The 16,866-nt window shown below is 72.8% G+C and carries 12 protein-coding genes; 2 read left to right on the top strand and 10 right to left on the bottom strand.

All coding sequences use genetic code 11. The annotated features are described in order from the left end of the window. Window positions 1-121: 121 nt before the first annotated feature. On the bottom strand, window positions 122-1,690 hold the full coding sequence (gene purH, locus LJ657_RS07120) for a bifunctional phosphoribosylaminoimidazolecarboxamide formyltransferase/IMP cyclohydrolase (protein ID WP_232647491.1): 1,569 nt from the start codon (window positions 1,688-1,690) through the stop codon (window positions 122-124). After that, on the bottom strand, window positions 1,687-2,316 hold the full coding sequence (purN, locus tag LJ657_RS07115) for a phosphoribosylglycinamide formyltransferase (protein WP_123967030.1): 630 nt from the start codon (window positions 2,314-2,316) through the stop codon (window positions 1,687-1,689). Before purN ends, purH begins: the two co-directional genes overlap by 4 nt. Before the next feature lie 335 nt (window positions 2,317-2,651). On the opposite strand from purN, the gene LJ657_RS07110 reads away from it, so the two are divergent. Further along, complete coding sequence (locus tag LJ657_RS07110; RefSeq protein WP_232647490.1) at window positions 2,652-3,416, top strand: hypothetical protein; 765 nt, start codon at window positions 2,652-2,654, stop codon at window positions 3,414-3,416. 45 nt (window positions 3,417-3,461) lie between these two features. Here LJ657_RS07110 and LJ657_RS07105 read toward each other — a convergent pair whose 3' ends face one another. Then, on the bottom strand, window positions 3,462-5,306 hold the full coding sequence (locus LJ657_RS07105; RefSeq protein WP_232647489.1) for a cell division protein PerM: 1,845 nt from the start codon (window positions 5,304-5,306) through the stop codon (window positions 3,462-3,464). Window positions 5,307-5,402: 96 nt separating this feature from the next. Between LJ657_RS07105 and LJ657_RS07100 the strand changes: the two genes are divergently transcribed. Then, window positions 5,403-6,236, top strand: coding sequence for a SigE family RNA polymerase sigma factor (locus LJ657_RS07100; protein ID WP_232647488.1), 834 nt, complete (start codon window positions 5,403-5,405; stop codon window positions 6,234-6,236). 147 nt (window positions 6,237-6,383) lie between these two features. Here LJ657_RS07100 and sucD read toward each other — a convergent pair whose 3' ends face one another. From sucD to LJ657_RS07065, 7 genes are all read right to left on the bottom strand, one after another. Continuing rightward, window positions 6,384-7,268 carry a succinate--CoA ligase subunit alpha gene (gene sucD, locus LJ657_RS07095; protein WP_232647486.1) on the bottom strand — a complete coding sequence of 295 codons (885 nt, stop codon included), beginning with the start codon at window positions 7,266-7,268 and terminating at the stop codon, window positions 6,384-6,386. 18 nt (window positions 7,269-7,286) lie between these two features. Beyond that, window positions 7,287-8,465: an ADP-forming succinate--CoA ligase subunit beta gene (sucC, locus tag LJ657_RS07090; RefSeq protein ID WP_232647485.1), complete on the bottom strand. Its 1,179-nt coding sequence runs from the start codon at window positions 8,463-8,465 to the stop codon at window positions 7,287-7,289. A gap of 453 nt (window positions 8,466-8,918) precedes the next feature. After that, on the bottom strand, window positions 8,919-10,868 hold the full coding sequence (locus LJ657_RS07085; protein WP_232647484.1) for a hypothetical protein: 1,950 nt from the start codon (window positions 10,866-10,868) through the stop codon (window positions 8,919-8,921). Window positions 10,869-11,112: 244 nt separating this feature from the next. Then, window positions 11,113-12,207, bottom strand: a complete 1,095-nt coding sequence (locus tag LJ657_RS07080) for a hypothetical protein (protein ID WP_232647483.1) — start codon at window positions 12,205-12,207, stop codon at window positions 11,113-11,115. Between the two features lie 326 nt (window positions 12,208-12,533). Then, window positions 12,534-13,718, bottom strand: coding sequence for a VWA domain-containing protein (locus LJ657_RS07075; RefSeq protein WP_232647481.1), 1,185 nt, complete (start codon window positions 13,716-13,718; stop codon window positions 12,534-12,536). Beyond that, on the bottom strand, window positions 13,715-13,903 hold the full coding sequence (locus LJ657_RS07070) for a hypothetical protein (RefSeq protein ID WP_232647479.1): 189 nt from the start codon (window positions 13,901-13,903) through the stop codon (window positions 13,715-13,717). Before LJ657_RS07070 ends, LJ657_RS07075 begins: the two co-directional genes overlap by 4 nt. After that, complete coding sequence (locus tag LJ657_RS07065) at window positions 13,900-16,767, bottom strand: DUF5682 family protein (RefSeq protein WP_232647477.1); 2,868 nt, start codon at window positions 16,765-16,767, stop codon at window positions 13,900-13,902. Before LJ657_RS07065 ends, LJ657_RS07070 begins: the two co-directional genes overlap by 4 nt. Between the last annotated feature and the right edge of the window lie 99 nt (window positions 16,768-16,866).

Below are 16,866 nucleotides of genomic sequence, written 5' to 3'. Positions count from 1 at the left end.
ATGCGGCGCGCACTGACCTCGATGGGCGCACCTCCCCCTCGCCGGGGCTGCGCAAAGGACCGCCCGCACACGGCGCAGACCGCGTACGGGCGGATGAAGCAGCGGCGAAGGCGCGGCCGGCTCAGTGGAAGAAGTGCCGCGTCCCCGTGAAGTACATCGTCACGCCCGCCTTCTTCGCGGCCTCGACCACCAGCTCGTCGCGGACCGAACCGCCCGGCTGGACGACCGCCTTCACGCCGGCCTCGATGAGGATCTCCAGGCCGTCCGGGAAGGGGAAGAACGCGTCCGAGGCGGCGTACGAGCCCTGGGCGCGCTCGGCGCCCGCCCGCTCGACGGCGAGCTTCGCGGAGTCGACGCGGTTGACCTGGCCCATGCCGACGCCGACGGAGGCACCGTCCTTGGCGAGGAGGATCGCGTTGGACTTGACGGCGCGGCAGGCCCTCCAGGCGAAGGACAGCTCGGCCAGTTCGTCCGCGGAGAGTGCCTCGCCCGTGGCCAGCGTCCAGTTGGCCGGGTCGTCGCCCTCGGCCTGGAGGCGGTCGGTGACCTGGAGGAGGACACCACCGTCGATGTGCTTGGCCTCGACCCGGTTGCACGGGCCGTTCGGCGCCTTCAGGACGCGGATGTTCTTCTTCTTGGCGAGGGCTTCGAGGGCGCCGTCCTCGTAGTCGGGCGCGACGATGACCTCGGTGAAGATCTCGGCGACCTGCTCGGCCATCTCCTTGCTGACCGGCCGGTTGACGGCGATCACGCCGCCGAAGGCCGACAGCGGGTCACACGCGTGCGCCCTGCGGTGCGCCTCGGCGACATCCGAACCGACCGCGATACCGCAGGGGTTGGCGTGCTTGATGATCGCCACGCAGGGCTCGTCGTGGTCGTACGCGGCACGGCGGGCGGCGTCCGTGTCCGTGTAGTTGTTGTACGACATCTCCTTGCCGTGCAGCTGCTCGGCCTCGGCGAGACCGCCGGCCGGACCGCCGCCGAGATAGAGAGCGGCGGGCTGGTGCGGGTTCTCGCCGTAGCGCAGGGTGTTCTGGCGCTCGTACGTGGCACCCAGGAAGTCCGGGAAGACGGACTCGTCGACGGGAGCGTACGAGGACGCGAACCAGGAGGCGACCGCCACGTCGTACGCCGCCGTGTGCTGGAAGGCCTCCGCGGCGAGCCGCTTGCGGGTGGCGAGGTCGAAGCCGCCGTCCTTGGCTGCGGCCAGCACGTCGGCGTAGCGGGCCGGGCTGGTGACCACGGCGACCGACGGGTGGTTCTTGGCGGCCGCCCGGACCATCGACGGGCCGCCGATGTCGATCTGCTCGACGCACTCGTCGGGGGACGCCCCCGAGGCGACCGTCTCGCGGAACGGGTAGAGGTTGACCACGACGAGGTCGAACGGCTCGACGCCCAGCTCGGCCAGCTGCTCGCGGTGGCTCTCCAGGCGCAGGTCGGCGAGGATGCCCGCGTGCACCCTGGGGTGCAGGGTCTTGACCCGGCCGTCCAGGCACTCGGGGAAGCCGGTGAGCTCCTCGACCTTGGTGACGGGGACGCCCGCGGCGGCGATACGGCCGGCGGTGGACCCGGTGGAGACGAGTTCCACGCCCGCCTCGTGCAGGCCGCGCGCGAGGTCCTCGAGGCCCGTCTTGTCGTAGACGCTGACGAGCGCCCGGCGAAGGGGCCGCTTGTTGATGTCGGCGGTCACTGGATAACTACCTTTCGTCCCTCAATGCGATAGCCGTTGCGGGCGAGCCGCCCCACGACATCGACGAGCAGCCTTCGCTCGACTTCCTTGATGCGCTCGTGCAGCGCGCTCTCGTCGTCCTCGTCCCGGACCTCCACCACGCCCTGGGCGATGATCGGTCCGGTGTCGACGCCGTCGTCGACGAAGTGGACGGTGCAGCCGGTGACCCTGGCGCCGTACGCGAGCGCGTCGCGCACACCGTGGGCTCCGGGAAAACTGGGGAGGAGGGCCGGGTGCGTGTTCACGAACCGGCCGCCGAAGCGGGCCAGGAACTCCTTGCCGACGATCTTCATGAACCCGGCGGAGACGACCAGGTCGGGCTCGTACGAGGCGACGGCCTCGGCGAGCGCGGCGTCCCACTCCTCGCGGGTCTCGTAGTCCTTGACCCTCGTCACGAAGGTCGGCAGCCCGGCGCGCTCGGCCCGGGCGAGCCCCTCGATGCCGGCGCGGTCGGCCCCGACGGCCACGATCTCGGCGCCGTAGGCCTCGACACCGCTCGTCGCGATGGCGTCCAGCAGCGCCTGGAGGTTGGTGCCTGATCCGGAGACCAGCACGACGAGGCGCTTGGCCACGGGCTTGGCGGCCACGGCGGGGCCCTTTCTCGGGGGAGCGTTTCCGTACGGCCGGCTGTATGTACGTTCGTACGAATGCATCGCGCCCCGGGATACGGGGAAGTCTACGAAGCGGCCGACCGTCAGCAACGATACCGGCACTCCGGACGGCCCCCACGGGACGGGGGCGTGGCCGGAAGGTAGCGTCTGGGAGAGTCCAGGTCGGGAACGTGGTCGCCGTGCTGTGCGTTTCCGAAGTGGAAGCTCGTGCAAGACAGCCGTACGAACGCCTGATCAACGCTTGATCAACCGATCAACGCCTGGTCGGCGCCTGATCACTGCCGTATCGCCTAGGGGAAGACGCTCACTTGATGCCGGACCGCAGCCTGCGACTCCTCACGCTCCCTCCGCAGTCGGTGGAGGGAGGGGAGCACCGCGGCGTGCTGCTGCGGGAGCGCCCCGCCTCTCCGCCCGACGCGCCCTCGGACCGGAAGACCGGCGACTCCCCCGAGGACGACAACCCCTTCGCGCCGCCTCCGGAGGGCACACCGGACCGCCCGTGGCGGCCGCGCCGCCCGGCCGACGGGGAGAACGGCGACGGATCCGGCGACGCCGCCTCCCCGTGGGGCAGCCAGTGGAGCGACCGCCAGCCGGGGCGCTCCCCCGGCGGTTTCGGCCAGCGCCCGGGTGGCCCGCCCCCCAGTCCCGAGGGCCAGGGCGGCAACACCCCGGGCTCGGGCATGCGCTGGGACCCGACGGACCCCTCCCAACGCCGCGCCCGTTACGCCCTCCTGTGCGGGATGTGGGCCTTCTTCTTCGCCCTCTTCAGCTGGCCGTACGTGGCGCTGCTGCTGGGCGCCCTCGCGCTGTACTGGGGCATCAGCGCCCTGCGCGCCGGGGCCGGCGCCTCCGAGCCCACCAACGACCCGTCCGGCCGGCCGCAGACGACGGCGGCGGTGACCGGCCTGGTCACGGCCTCCCTCGCGATCGCACTGGTGGCCGCGACCTTCACCGCGCAGATGGTGTACAGCGACTACTACACCTGCACGAACGACGCCCTCACCAACCAGGCGAAGCAGTCCTGCACCCAGCTTCTGCCGAAGGAACTGCGGGGGTTGCTGGGCACGAACGGCTGACGACCGGCTGACGGAGAACGGCCGCTGCGGCGGCGCGTTCCGCGCTCACGGCAGGTCGGGCCCGTCCTGCGCGTCCGGTGCATCCGGTGCATCCGGCGTCCTGGGCGGGTCGGAGGCGTCCTTCAGCGCCGCCCAGCGGGACTCGCGGGTGGCCTCGCCGGGCCATGGGGCCGACGGCTGGGGCGACGGCTCGGCGGGCAGGAAGTCGTACGGTCCGAACCCCGCTTCCTCCTGGTCGCGCAGCGCGCCGTACGCGTCGTCCTGGTCATAGGGCGCGGAGGGCGTTGCGGAGTCCGCCGCCTTCTGCGCTCCGTCCGAAGCCGACTTCTTCCTCCAGAACCGCCCCTTGCTCTTGGTCTTCTCCGGCTTCTCCGCCTTTCCCGCCTTTCCCGCCTTTCCCGCCTTCTCCGCCTTCTCCGCCTTCCCGGGCTTCCCGGGCTTCCCGGGCTGCTCCTGCTTCGATTCCACGGTCTCCGGCCTCGGCTCCACGATCTTCGCCTGCGGCTCGATGGTCTTCGGCCTCAGATCGAGGGTGTTCGACCCGGGTTCTGCGGCCGCGCGACGCCACCGGCGCGACCGGCACCGCCAGGCCCGTACGCCGACCGCCGTCGGAATCGCCGCGACCGCCGTCCAGACCAGCGCCGCACCCCCCGTCTCCCACCACACGGGCCCGAACCTGGCAAGCTCCGCGACCCCGAGCCGCCCGCCCGCCATCGTCGCGAGTACGGCCATTCCGGCCGCGCACAGCAGCGCCGCCAACACGGCCGTGCCGGCGGCCCGCCCGGCACCGGACGTTCCCTCGGAGGGCAGGGAGGACGTATCGCGCGCTTCCGCCCCGCCCACGAACCACCCGACCGCCAGTCCGGCCGCCACCGGCACCGCTGCGGCGACCCAGTTGGGCCACCCCCCGGTCCCCGCGTCCGGCACCGCGGCCAGCAGTGGAAACGGCGGCAGCAGCGGGGCCGGCGCCGAGGAGAGCAGGTCCACCACATGCCCCGTGCCCAGCACGAATCCGGGTCCGAGGGCGTAGGCCGCCCCCCACACCGCCGCGTTCGGCACCAGCACCAGGCACAGGAACAGCACGGCGAAACGGCCCGACCAGCCCTGCGTCAACTGCAGGAAGGAGACCCGCGCCGTCCCGCCGTGCCACACCAGCGAGACGGCCACCAGCACCGCCCCGCCCCCGACCAGCACCGCCGCACCCGCCGCCGCGGCCCGCGCCGCGGTGCCCAGGCGGGCGTGGGAGCCGGGCCCGCGGACGAAGCTCCGCAGACCGGACGGCAGCAGCTTCAGCACACCTTCGAACGCCCGGCGCGGATGCCCGTACGCCGTCCACACCCCGGCCCCCGCCATCACCATGACGAGCAGCGGCAGGCACAGCATGGCCCGCCCCCACGAGGGCCGCAGCTCGCCGCCCGAGGCGTACAGCGCGGCGGCCGCGCCGACACCGAGGTAGCCGAGGACGACGCCCGCCCAGGCCGTACGGGCGGACAGCAGCGGCCCGTCCTCCTCGCCGCCGTACACCACGTCCCGCGCCGCCCGGTGCACCAGCAGCACCGGCAGCACGAACAGCAGCAGCGGCGTGACACCCACCGGTGCGGGGACACCGGAGAGCGTGTCGGTGCGGAGCAGTTCGGTGCCGTGCGCCAGCAGCCACAGCGCGGCGGCGACATGCAGCGCACCGCCGGGCCCGCTGTCGGGGTACGGCGAGCTGATCCAGAACACCATCACGAGCACGGTGATCGCCCCGAGCCCCAGCCCTGCGGCGACCGCACCGCCCGCCACGCCGGCGCCCAGCCCGGGCGAACGGTCACGCAGCCTGGCCCGGATCCGGGCACGCAGGTACGGCAACGGAGCTCGGCGAACAGTCGTCTGGATCACAACCGCCATGCTCCCAACGACACGCGCTTTCTCGTCGTAATAGGCAAACCACCGAAGTGTCGCCCAATATACGTTTATGTACTTTTTCGTACGAAAGGGCGCCCCGTGACGCCGAACCCCGCGAGCCCGCTGGCGCCCGAGCTGACACCCGCTCAGGCCTTCGACGCGCTGTACGCGTTCTGCGCCCCGGCCCTCGTACGGCAGACGTTCCTGCTCACCGGGCGACGCGAGCTGGCGCGCGAGTCGGTCGAGCGGGCCTTCCAACTGGCCTGGCAGCGCTGGCCCGAGGTGGCCGTCGACCGGGACCCGGCGGGATGGGTCCGGGCGACGGCGTACGAGTACGCGCTCTCGCCCTGGCACCGGTTCCGCCCGTGCCTGCGGCGGCGCCCCGAGCCGCCGCTCGTCGACCGGCGTGACCGCGAGCTGATGAACGTACTCATGGAACTCCCGCCGTCGTACCGCCGGGCGCTGCTGCTCTACGACGGTGTCGGCCTCGATCTGCCGGAGACGGCGGCCGAGGCGGAGGCGAGCACTCCGGCGGCGGCCCACCGACTGCTGAACGCGCGCGACGCGATCGCCGCGCGCCTGCCGGAGCTTGCCGACCCGTCCGCGTTGAACCGGCGTCTGGTCGAACTGGCCTCCACGGAGCGGCAGCCGGCCCCCGGGCCGCCGACGGTACGCAGACGCGGCGAACGCAGCGCCCGCTTCTGGACGCGCGCCGCCATCGCCTTCACGACGGCCCTGATCGGCACGACGGCCCTGGCCCTGCGAACGGCCCCGACGCACTACGAGCCCCCGGTACCACCGGGCGCAATCGTGCAAGGGGTCCCACCCCGGGTGGCCCGCGGCGCACTGTCGGCGCCGGAGGCCCAACTCCGCGCAAAACTGCGGTCGGAGACGGCACACGGCCCGGAGAGACTCGTACCGCTTCAGCAGTAGCCGGCGCAGCCTGCGGGCAGTCGTGCCGCTGGGGCGGCTCCCGACCCGGAGAAAGGCGGCACCCCGCCGGCGCGGGCAGGCGAAAACGCCGGTAGGCCCGCCCCCACCCCGGGGAACGGGCCCACCGACATCCGGCTGAAAACCCGCTCAGCCGGCCAGAATCTCCCGCGCCAGCTTCGCCGTCTCGGTCGGCGTCTTGCCGACCTTGACGCCGGCGGCCTCAAGGGCCTCCTTCTTGGCGGCAGCCGTACCGGACGACCCGGAGACGATGGCACCCGCGTGGCCCATGGTCTTGCCCTCGGGCGCGGTGAAGCCCGCGACGTAACCGACGACCGGCTTCGACACGTTCTCCTTGATGAACGCGGCCGCGCGCTCCTCGGCGTCGCCACCGATCTCACCGATCATCACGATCAGGTCGGTGTCGGGGTCGGCCTCGAACGCGGCGAGCGCGTCGATGTGGGTGGTGCCGATGACCGGGTCGCCACCGATGCCGACGGCGGACGAGAAGCCGATGTCACGCAGCTCGTACATCATCTGGTACGTCAGCGTGCCGGACTTCGAGACCAGGCCGATACGGCCCGGCTTGGTGATGTCGCCCGGGATGATGCCGGCGTTCGACTGGCCCGGGGTGATGAGACCGGGGCAGTTCGGGCCGATGATCCGGGTCTTGTTGCCCTTGGACACGGCGTACGCGTAGAACGCGGCCGAGTCGTGGACCGCGATGCCCTCGGTGATGACGACCGCGAGCGGGATCTCGGCGTCGATGGCCTCGACGACGGCGGCCTTGGCGAAGGCCGGCGGTACGAAGAGGACGGATACGTTCGCGCCCGTCTTCTCGATCGCCTCGGCGACGGTGCCGAAGACCGGGATCTCGGTGCCGTCGACGTCAACGGTGGTGCCCGCCTTGCGCGGGTTCACGCCACCGACGATGTTCGTGCCGTCGGCGAGCATGAGCTTGGTGTGCTTCATGCCCGTGGAGCCGGTCATGCCCTGGACGATGACCTTGGAGTCCTTGTTGAGGAAGATAGCCATGGCTGTGTTCCCTCGTCCTTACTTCGCAGCCGCGAGCTCGGCGGCCTTGTCGGCCGCGCCGTCCATGGTGTCCACGCGCTGGACCAGCGGGTGGTTGGCGTCGGAGAGGATCTGACGACCCAGCTCGGCGTTGTTGCCGTCCAGACGCACGACCAGCGGCTTGGTGACGTCCTCGCCGCGGTCCTCCAGGAGCTTCAGCGCCTGGACGATGCCGTTGGCGACCTCGTCGCACGCGGTGATGCCGCCGAAGACGTTGACGAAGACGGACTTGACGTCCGGGTCGCCGAGGATGATCTCCAGGCCGTTCGCCATCACGGCCGCGGACGCGCCGCCGCCGATGTCGAGGAAGTTGGCCGGCTTCACGCCGCCGTGGTTCTCACCGGCGTACGCGACGACGTCCAGGGTGCTCATGACGAGACCCGCGCCGTTGCCGATGATGCCGACCTCGCCGTCGAGCTTGACGTAGTTGAGGTTCTTCTCCTTGGCGGCGGCCTCGAGCGGGTTGGCCGCGTCCTTGTCCTGGAGGGCCTCGTGCTCCGGCTGGCGGAACTCGGCGTTCTCGTCCAGCGAGACCTTGCCGTCCAGGGCGATGACGTCACCGGAGGCGACCTTCGCCAGCGGGTTGACCTCGACCAGGAGGGCGTCCTCCTCGACGAAGGTCTTCCACAGGGTGACCAGGACGTTCGCAACCTTGTCGGCGACCTCGGCCGGGAACTTCGCGGCCTCGACGATCTGGCGGGCGACCTCGGGGGTCACGCCGACGTTGGCGTCGATCGGCGTCTTGGCGACGGCCTCGGGGCGGGTCTCCGCCACCTCCTCGATCTCCATGCCGCCCTCGACGGACGCGATGGAGAGGAAGGTGCGGTTGGCGCGGTCGAGGAGGAAGGAGACGTAGTACTCCTCCAGGATCTCCGGGGCCGTCTCGGCGATCATCACCTTGTGGACCGTGTGGCCCTTGATGTCCATGCCGAGGATGTTGGTCGCGTGCTCGACCGCCTCGTCGGCGGTGGCGGCCAGCTTCACGCCACCGGCCTTGCCACGGCCGCCGACCTTCACCTGGGCCTTGACTACTGACTTGCCACCGAGACGCTCGGTGGCTGCGCGGGCCGCCTCAGGCGTGTCGATGACTTCACCGGCCAGCACCGGTACATCGTGCTTGGCGAAGAGGTCCCTCGCCTGGTACTCGAACAGGTCCACGCGCTTCCGTCCCTATCAGTGATCTCGCGGTTCGTTGGATGCGTGGGCGTGCCGCGAAGGGCAACGTGACGTCCGCTAGTCACAGGGGAGGCGCACACGGTGTCCGAGCGCGCGGCATGTCCGTCTCGCAGGTTATCTCTGCATGCGGAGGGCCCCTAAATCGAGGGTCACACCTGAGCGGTGATACCTGTCACATGATGCCGCGCTCACTGGCACGGGGTGCCGGATGTGAGGGACAGGCACCGTCCGCGGGGCCGTACGGAGTGGGGCAGGGGAGGGCCTCACCGGGCTGGGGTTGACCCGGTGAGGCCCCTTGTGCAGCCCCGAGGGGGGCTCGGAGCAGTTGATCCCCACCCCAATGGGGATCACCTGACTCCACCCGCGGGGTTCGGGCCGGCCGGTCCGACGGCTTTCGGCCGTCCGGGTCCCTGGGTCCGCGGAGTCGGTCGAGCGTCAGACGCCGTACGGGCTTCCGTACCGCACGTTCTGCGCGAAGCCCGGCGTGATCGACTCGGTGACGCCCTCGACGCCGGTGAGGGCGTGCCCGGCGAGCGGGGCGGCGGTCGAGCGCACGGTGCCGCTCACGTCGCCGGCGAACGGCGCGACCTGGCCCACGACGCCGTGGGCGAAGGGGTCGACGTCACCGACGACGCCGTACGCGAAGGGGGTGACATCACCCGCGACGCCGTACGCCAGCGTCGTCGCACTGCCGCCGACGCCCTGAGCCACGGGCTCGACGAGGTCGACGACCGGCCGGGCGGCCTCGGTGGCACCCTGCGCGAACTGCGGCACCCGACCGACGACGCCGTACGCCAGACCGGTCGCGTGACCGGCGACGCCGTACGCGAGCGGCGCCACGTCGTCGGCGATCCCGCCCGCGAACGGCCGGACGTCACCCGTGACCCCGTACGCCAGCCCGCCCGCGTCCGCCACGGCCTGCCCTGCGACCGGCAGCACGCCGTCCACGGCGGTGTGCGCGACCGGCGGCAGCACGGCACCCGTCGCGTCGTCGGCGACCGGGCCGACCAAGCCTATGGCGTACGACCGCAGGTCCGCGACGACACCGCCGGCGACCGGCGCCACGCCGTACACGGCGCCGACGGCCACGGACCGCGCGTCGGACACCGCCCCCGTGGCGACGGGCCGCACGCCCTGCATGACACCGCCGGCGACCGGCTGCACGCCCTGGACGACGCCGGCCGCGACCGGCTGGACGTCGGACACGACGCCGTACGCCGGCGCCGTCGCCGCGCCGACCGCGTGCCCGGCGGTCTGCTGGACCCCGGCCATGGCTCCACCGACGACCGGCGTCACGCCGTGCACGGCACCGGTGGCGACCGGCGTCACCCCGTCCACCGCGTGACCGGCGACGGGCGTGACCCCGTCGGCGGCCTGCCGGGCGACCGGGACGGCGCCCGCCACCGCCTGGCCGGCAACCGGCGTCACGCCGCGCACGGCGTGGGTGGCGAGGGGCGGAACGGCAGCCGCAGCCGTCTCCACGACCACCGGGGTGAGCGTGCCGGGAACGCTCTGCACGGTGCCGACGGCCTTCTGCTCGACCGCGCCGACCGTGCCCGTGACATGGCTCGGGACCGCGGCCACGCAGGCCTGGGCGGCACCGGCGACTGCTCCGGCCTCGCCCTGCGCGGCGGCCGTCACGCCTGCGGTACGGCCCTGGACGCCGGTCGCGGTGCGGCCCGCACCCGCGACGGTCTGCTGCGCCTTCGTCCTGACGACACCGTCGACGCCCTGCGCCTGGGTGCGGGCCGACGACTGCACGCCCTGGAGCTTCGTCTGGGCCGCGGCGAGCGCCTGCTCCAGCTCCGGCGCGAAGGCGGCGAGCGGGCCGAAGAGGTAGTCGACCTCGCCCTGCGGGGAGGAGGTCGTGTCGGTGACGGTGGTGCGGGCGGTGGTGACAGTGCCCCCGACTGCGGCCTTCGCCCCGGCCTGCGCGGCACGCGCGGCCTTGGCGCCCTGGATGGCGGCGGCGCCCTTGACCTTGGACGCCTTCTTGGCCGCCTGCGCGGCGGACACCTTGGCGTCGACGTACTTGCGGGCCTGCTCGGCGGTCCGGCCGGGCGTCGTCCTCTCGGCGCCGGTGGCCGTGGAGGCCGCCTTGGCCACGGTGCCGTCGAGCGTGCCGGTGACACCGGAGACGGTGTCCTGGACGCCGGTGACGACGCCGTCGACCGTGCCGGTGACGGTGTCGGTCAGCGCGCCGAGCGTGCTGCCGGTGTCGACGGTCGCGTCGCCGGCCGGGTCGGCTGTCGGATCGGATGTCGTGTCGGACACGGACAGGGAGGAGGAGGGCAACTCGTCAGCGCTGGCGACGGCGGAACCGAGCGCCCACGCGCCGGTGACACCGGCGGCTATGACGATGGAGCGGCGGATGTTCTTGTTCATGCGTGCGTCAGATCCTTAGATCCCTGGAAGCTCCGCGCTCCTTGATCTCAGGGGAGATCCGGGGAGTTCCGGGGCTTCTTCGAAAGGCTTGGGGACAATTCCGGCGCCGATTCCGGTCCTGGTCCGGGGAGTCGGGACCAGCGGAGTCGGCGGCTTCCGTCCGGAGAACAAAGGGTGGTCCGGACGGGCGGGCAGACCTGTTCCGCCCCCGCGCGACAGGTCTGTGGCGGGGGAAGGGCCTGCCCTAGCCGGGGAATACGGGAATGTCCCGGTGCCTGTCCCGGGTACCGGCCGCGGCCGCACGGGCGGCGGCGCCGGGCACGAGCCGCACGGATGCCCGGTGGTTCAGGGCGACGGCGTGCGCGTCACCGTGCCTGGAGGTGCCGTTGTCGACAGCGGCCCGGTTGAGCGGCACACCGCCCGGGTCGCCGTCGGGAGCCTGCCGCGCCGGGGCATGTCCGGCACCGGCGGCCCGCTGCCCGCCGCCCCGCACGGCGGTGGCCTCGCCCGCGGTGGCGTCCACGGCGGAAGGCGGACCGACCGCCGTACCGCTCGCCCCCGCTCCGGAGCGCCTGTCGTCGACGGCGCCTTCCGTCCCCGAACGCCCTGCGGCACCCGGCTGCGGCGCCTGCGCGACGGGCGCGGGAAGCATCCGGCCCGGCGACGCAGGGAAACCGGGCAGGGAGGGCAGGCCCGGTATCGACCGGGACCCGGGCAGCCCCGGCAGGGAGGGCAACGACGACAGCTGCGGTATCTGCGCGGTCACCCTGCCCGGCCCGGCGGTCACTGTCTCCACCAGACCACCGACCGGCCGCACGACGCGATCGCCCACCGAGCGAACGAGTTCACCGGTCAACGGAGTGAGGATCTGCTCCTCGGCAGCGCCCGGAGCCGCGGGACCGGGGTGGGGATTCGGGCGGAGATACGGGGGACGATTCGGAGTGGGCTCGGGAACGGCCGACTGGGCCGGGGGCGCGGGAGGAGCGTCCGGCTGCGGCTCGGCAGCGGGCGGCGCCTCGTGCGCCTGCGTCGCTGATGCGGCTGCGGGTGCGGGTGCGGGTGCGGGTGCGGGTGCGGGTGCGACCGAAGCGTCCGTCAGTCGGCCGACGGTACCGACCGCGCTGTTCGTCAACGATCGGACGCCGTCCACCGGAGCGGTGGACACGACCTCGGCCGAGGATGCGGCCGGCGGCCCCTCCGCCGCGTGCGCCTGCTCCCCGCAGAGGAACCCCAGCACGAACAACCCGACCACCAGCAGCACCACTTGCAGCGCACGCCGTCCGGCCGCCGTGCGCATCGCGCGCAGAGCGGCACCGGGCAAGGCTGCTGGCCAGGTCAAAACGGGGTGGGTCCTCCCGTGCGGCGGAACGAATTTCGCGTGGCGAGCCGTAACGAGCCACGAGTCGACGCGATGCGGTGCGACGCGATGCGACGCGATGCGGACGAGGCGGAGCAACGACGCACCGCTGATGAGGCGTCGATCCTCGCACGGCCCTCCCGCGGTTGCGCAAGCCCCCTGTTACCGATGGGTAGGCATGTCCGTTTTGCTGGGTGAAGTCGGACGACGATGCATCGACAAATCGTCAGCGAACGCTCCCCGTCCGCCCGGTCGCGCTGTTTCCCGGTCATGCCGCATCGTTTCCGGTCACACCGTGTCGCGTCCGGTCATGCGGTGTCAGGTATGGGCAGCGGTCGCTTCTCGATCGCTGCCGCCATCACCTCCGGGAAGAAATCGGGCGTGCACGCGAACGCCGGTGCCCCCAGCGCGGCGAGCGCGGCCGCATGCTCCCGGTCGTAGGCCGGCGCTCCTTCGTCAGAGAGCGCGAGCAGCGTCACGAACTGCACTCCCGACGCCTTCATCGCGGCGACCCGCTTGAGCATCTCGTTCCGTATCCCGCCCTCGTAGAGATCGCTGATGAGCACGACCACCGTCTCCGCGGGCCGGGTGATCTGCGACTGGCAGTAGGCCAGCGCCCGGTTGATGTCCGTACCGCCGCCCAGCTGCGTGCCGAACAGCACGTCCACCGGGTCGTCGAGCTGGTCGGTGAGGTCGACGACCGCCGTGTCGAAGACCACGAGCCGCGTGTTGATCGATCGCATGGACGCCAGCACTGCCCCGAACACGGACGCGTAGACCACGGATGCCGCCATCGACCCCGACTGGTCGATGCAGAGGACGACTTCCTTCTTCACGGACCGGGACGCCCGCCCGTAACCGATGAGCCGCTCCGGCACGATCGTCCGGTACTCGGGCAGGTAGTGCTTGAGGTTGGCCGCGATGGTGCGGTTCCAGTCGACGTCGTGATGGCGCGGCCGGTTGATCCGGGCGCTGCGGTCGAGGGCGCCGGTGAGGGTGGCCCGAGTACGGGTGGCCAGCCGCTTCTCGAGGTCCTGGACGACCTTGCGTACCACGGCCCGTGCCGTCTCCTTGGTCGTCTCCGGCATCGCCTTGTTGAGCGAGAGCAGCGTGCCGACGAGGTGGACGTCGGCCTCCACCGCCTCCAGCATCTCGGGCTCCAGCAGCAGCGCGGACAGCCCGAGCCGGTCGATCGCGTCGCGCTGCATGACCTGCACCACGGAGGAGGGGAAGTACGTCCGGATGTCCCCGAGCCAGCGCGCCACGGACGGCGCCGACGCCCCGAGCCCCGCCGAACGGTCCCGCCCCGCCTGCCCTTGCCCGTCCCCCTTCCCGTAGAGCGCGGCCAAAGCCCCGTCCATCGCGCTGTCCCGCCCCGACAGCGCGCATCCCGTGCCGTCGGCGGCGTCGCCCCCGAGCACGAGCCGCCAGCGCCGCAGCCGCTCCTGCGCAGGGACCGCCGGTGCCGCCGCGTCCATCGCCTCGGCCGTCATCGGCACACCTCCGTGCCGGGCCGGTCCCAGAGCGGCATCACCGCGACGGCGACCGCCGGACGGTCGTCCGCCCCGCCCCCGTACGTGTTGCGATTCCTGTTCCCGTTTCTGCTCCCGGTCCTCTTCCTGCCGACGGTCATTGCACCGACGTCCTCGTGCGCCTCCGTCAGTCCGTCCTTCGTCATCCCGCCACCCCCGCAAGATCGTTGTCGATGTCCGCTTTCACTCCGCCCGGACCGCCCGGACCGCCCGGGCCGCCCGGGCCGCTCGGACCGTCCAGCCCCAGCAGCAGCCGGACCAGCGGCAGCACGGCGTCCGCGCGCTCGGGGTCGGGGTCGGCCGCGAAGCCCGGTATGCCGGAGCCGGCGGCCGTCACCCTCCCCCGCTCCCCCGGTCCGCGCCGGACCAGCTCGCCCAACGTCCGGCGCACCCCTGGCTCGTACGCCGAGAACGTCCGCCGCAGCAGGGGCAGCACGTCCGTGAACGCCTCCGCCGGTACCCCGGTCAGCCAGGAGTCGACCAGCCCGAGCAGCCGCTCGTCGTGCACGAGGAGCATTCCGCCGCCCGCCCCTCCGCCGACGAAGCCCTCGATCCAGGCGGCCGCGTCCCCCGGCGGCGTCCCCGGCGACAGCACGAGGCCCATGAGCCGCGCCACCTCGTCCTGCCCCAGCTCACCGTCGTCCAGCAGCAGCCGCACGGCCCGCCCCCGGACCACACCGGGAACGGTGTCCCGGACCGACAGCACGCGCAGAACCGAGTGCCAGCGGCCCCGCAGATCGCGGTGGTCCGGTCCGGGCGCGTCGCCCAGCAGCCCCACCGCCCCGTGCACCGCGTCCACATGGCGCCGCATCTCCTCGGCTGCGTCCGCGTCCAGGGCCGCGCAGGCCGGGGGCAGGCCCACGAATATCCGCTCGGCGAGGCCCGCGGCGACTCCTGTTAGCGCTCCGGTGTCCGTGCCGCGTACGTCGCCGTACCGAAGGGAGCGGACCAGGGCCGGCAGGGCCTGTGCGAGGTGGCCGACGTCCGTGTCGAGAGCCGCCCGGTCGGCCAGCACCTGCATCACCACCGGTAGCGCTTCGGGGAGTTCGGCCAGCAGGCAGCGCTCGGCGAGCCCGGTGACGTCGGCCAGGGCCTGTGCGGCGACGGCCTCCGCCTCCGCCTTGGCCGTCGCGGCGGCGAGCACCGTCGTACCCCACACCCCTGCCTCCGCCACCCGCACGGCCAGCTCCGGCTCCCAGCGCAGCCGCCATGTCTCCCGGAACGTGCCCGTGCTCCCCCGCGAAGCCACCGGTTCCCCCCACGCCACACCCAGCAACCGCAACCGGTGCAGCAACCTGCTGCGCCCGGCGTCGGTCTCCTTGCGCAGGTCGAGCTCCAACTCCCGATCCAGCGCCTCCGGTTTGAGCCGCAGCCGACGCTGGGTCCTCTCCAGATCCCGCTGCAACGGCACCGCCGGCGCCGCCTGCGGCACCTCCCCCAGCACATCCCCGACGACCAGCCGGTCGTGCACCAGCGCCAACGGCACGTCCGAGCCCTCGCACATCACGGCACGCACGGCATCGGTCGTCTCGCCGAGCCCCGGCAACGGGCGCCCCCGCATCGCGGCGAGCGCCTCCGCCAGCCGCACCGCTTCGATCACGTGCGCCGGGGAGACGATCCGGTCCTCGGCGCGCAGCAGTCCGGCCACCTTGGTCATCCACCGCTCGACCGGCCGGTCCGGGGCGGCAAACAAATGCCCGTACCAGCCCGGCGAGTCGATCCCCGCCCCGTAACCGCTGACCCTCGACAGCCTCCGGTACGTCCACGGCACCCAGGTCATGTCCGCCTTGACCTTGGGCAGCCCCTTCACCAGCGCCCGGTCGGCGGCGACGGCCGTCTTCTGCCGCAGCGCGGGGACGTGCCAGGCCCCGCACACGACGGCCACCGCGTCCCCGAACTCCCGCTGCGCAGCCCGCACCTGGAGCCGCATGTACGCCTCCCGCACGAGGTCCCGGTCATGGCCACCGCTGCCGTACGCCTCGCGCAACGCCCCCATGGCCTCTTCGAGCGCCAGGAAGGGCGCAAACGGGTCCCCCTCGCCCACCCCCCGGTGCTCGACGACGTCCTCCCACCACCGCTCCGGGTCGTCGTACCCGGCGGCTTCGGCGAGCACAGCAAGCGGGTCGATACGGACGTCTTTCTCCATGGCCGACCCGTCGGCGGAGGACTGGGAAGCGACACCGGCGTCGGCATCCCTGTTGGTGTCGGTCGCGGTCGCGGTTTCAGTGTTGGTGTTGGTGTTGGTGCCGGCATCGATGCCGGATCCGGCTCCGGTCTCTGCCTGCGCGCCAGACCCGGCCGCAGCGTCGGCTCCGGGCGCGGCCGGCGCCTCGGCCCCCGCCCCTGCCCCTGCCCCTGCCCCTGCCCCTGCCCCTGCCCCGATGCTGGCTTCTGACCTGGCCCCGGCCCCACCCCCAGCACTGGCATCGGTGTCGGTGTCGGTGTCGGCTTGTGATCCGGCTCCGGGCCGCGCCGCAGCACCGGAATGCGGACCGCCGCCGCGCTCGTCACCGTCACCGTCACCGTCCACACCGGTGCCCCCGCCACGGCGGCTGGCGTCCGCACCGGCCGCGCCACCCCCCGCCGGATCGGCATCGTCCCCACGTTCGCTGCCCGCGCCCCCGCCGGGCTCGCCCTCCGTGGCCGCGCTCCCCCACGCCAGGGTGTGCGTCGCCGGCAAGTCGATGAAGCGCGCCGGGACGTCGTGCTCCAGAGCCCACCGGATCGCCACCCACTCCGGGGAGAACTCGGCGAGCGGCCAGAAGGCGGAGCGGCCTGGCTCGTCGACGGCGTGGGCGAGGAGGGCGACCGGCGGTCGCATATCCACCTCGGTGGCCAGCGGGATCAACGCGTCGGCCTCGGGCGGCCCCTCGATCAGCACGGCCCGGGGCCGCGCCGCGTCCAGTGCCGCCCGTACCGCCCGCGCCGAGCCCGGCCCGTGATGCCGTACGCCGAGCAGCAGCGGCCCGCCACCGGCCGCGCCGCTCCCGTCCCTCGCAGTCGCTGTCACGCCGTCCCCCTCGTTTCCCGCGTCATCGCGCCCCTCGGCTGCAGCCGCCGGACGCCTTCCGGGCACCCGCCACGCCCCGGCCGTCCCCGACGTACGTCC

This window comes from Streptomyces guryensis, assembly GCF_021261325.1.
GTDB lineage: Bacteria > Actinomycetota > Actinomycetes > Streptomycetales > Streptomycetaceae > Streptomyces > Streptomyces guryensis.
The sequence above is the reverse complement of the archived record's forward strand: the minus strand, read 5'-3'. Positions and strand labels throughout refer to the sequence as shown.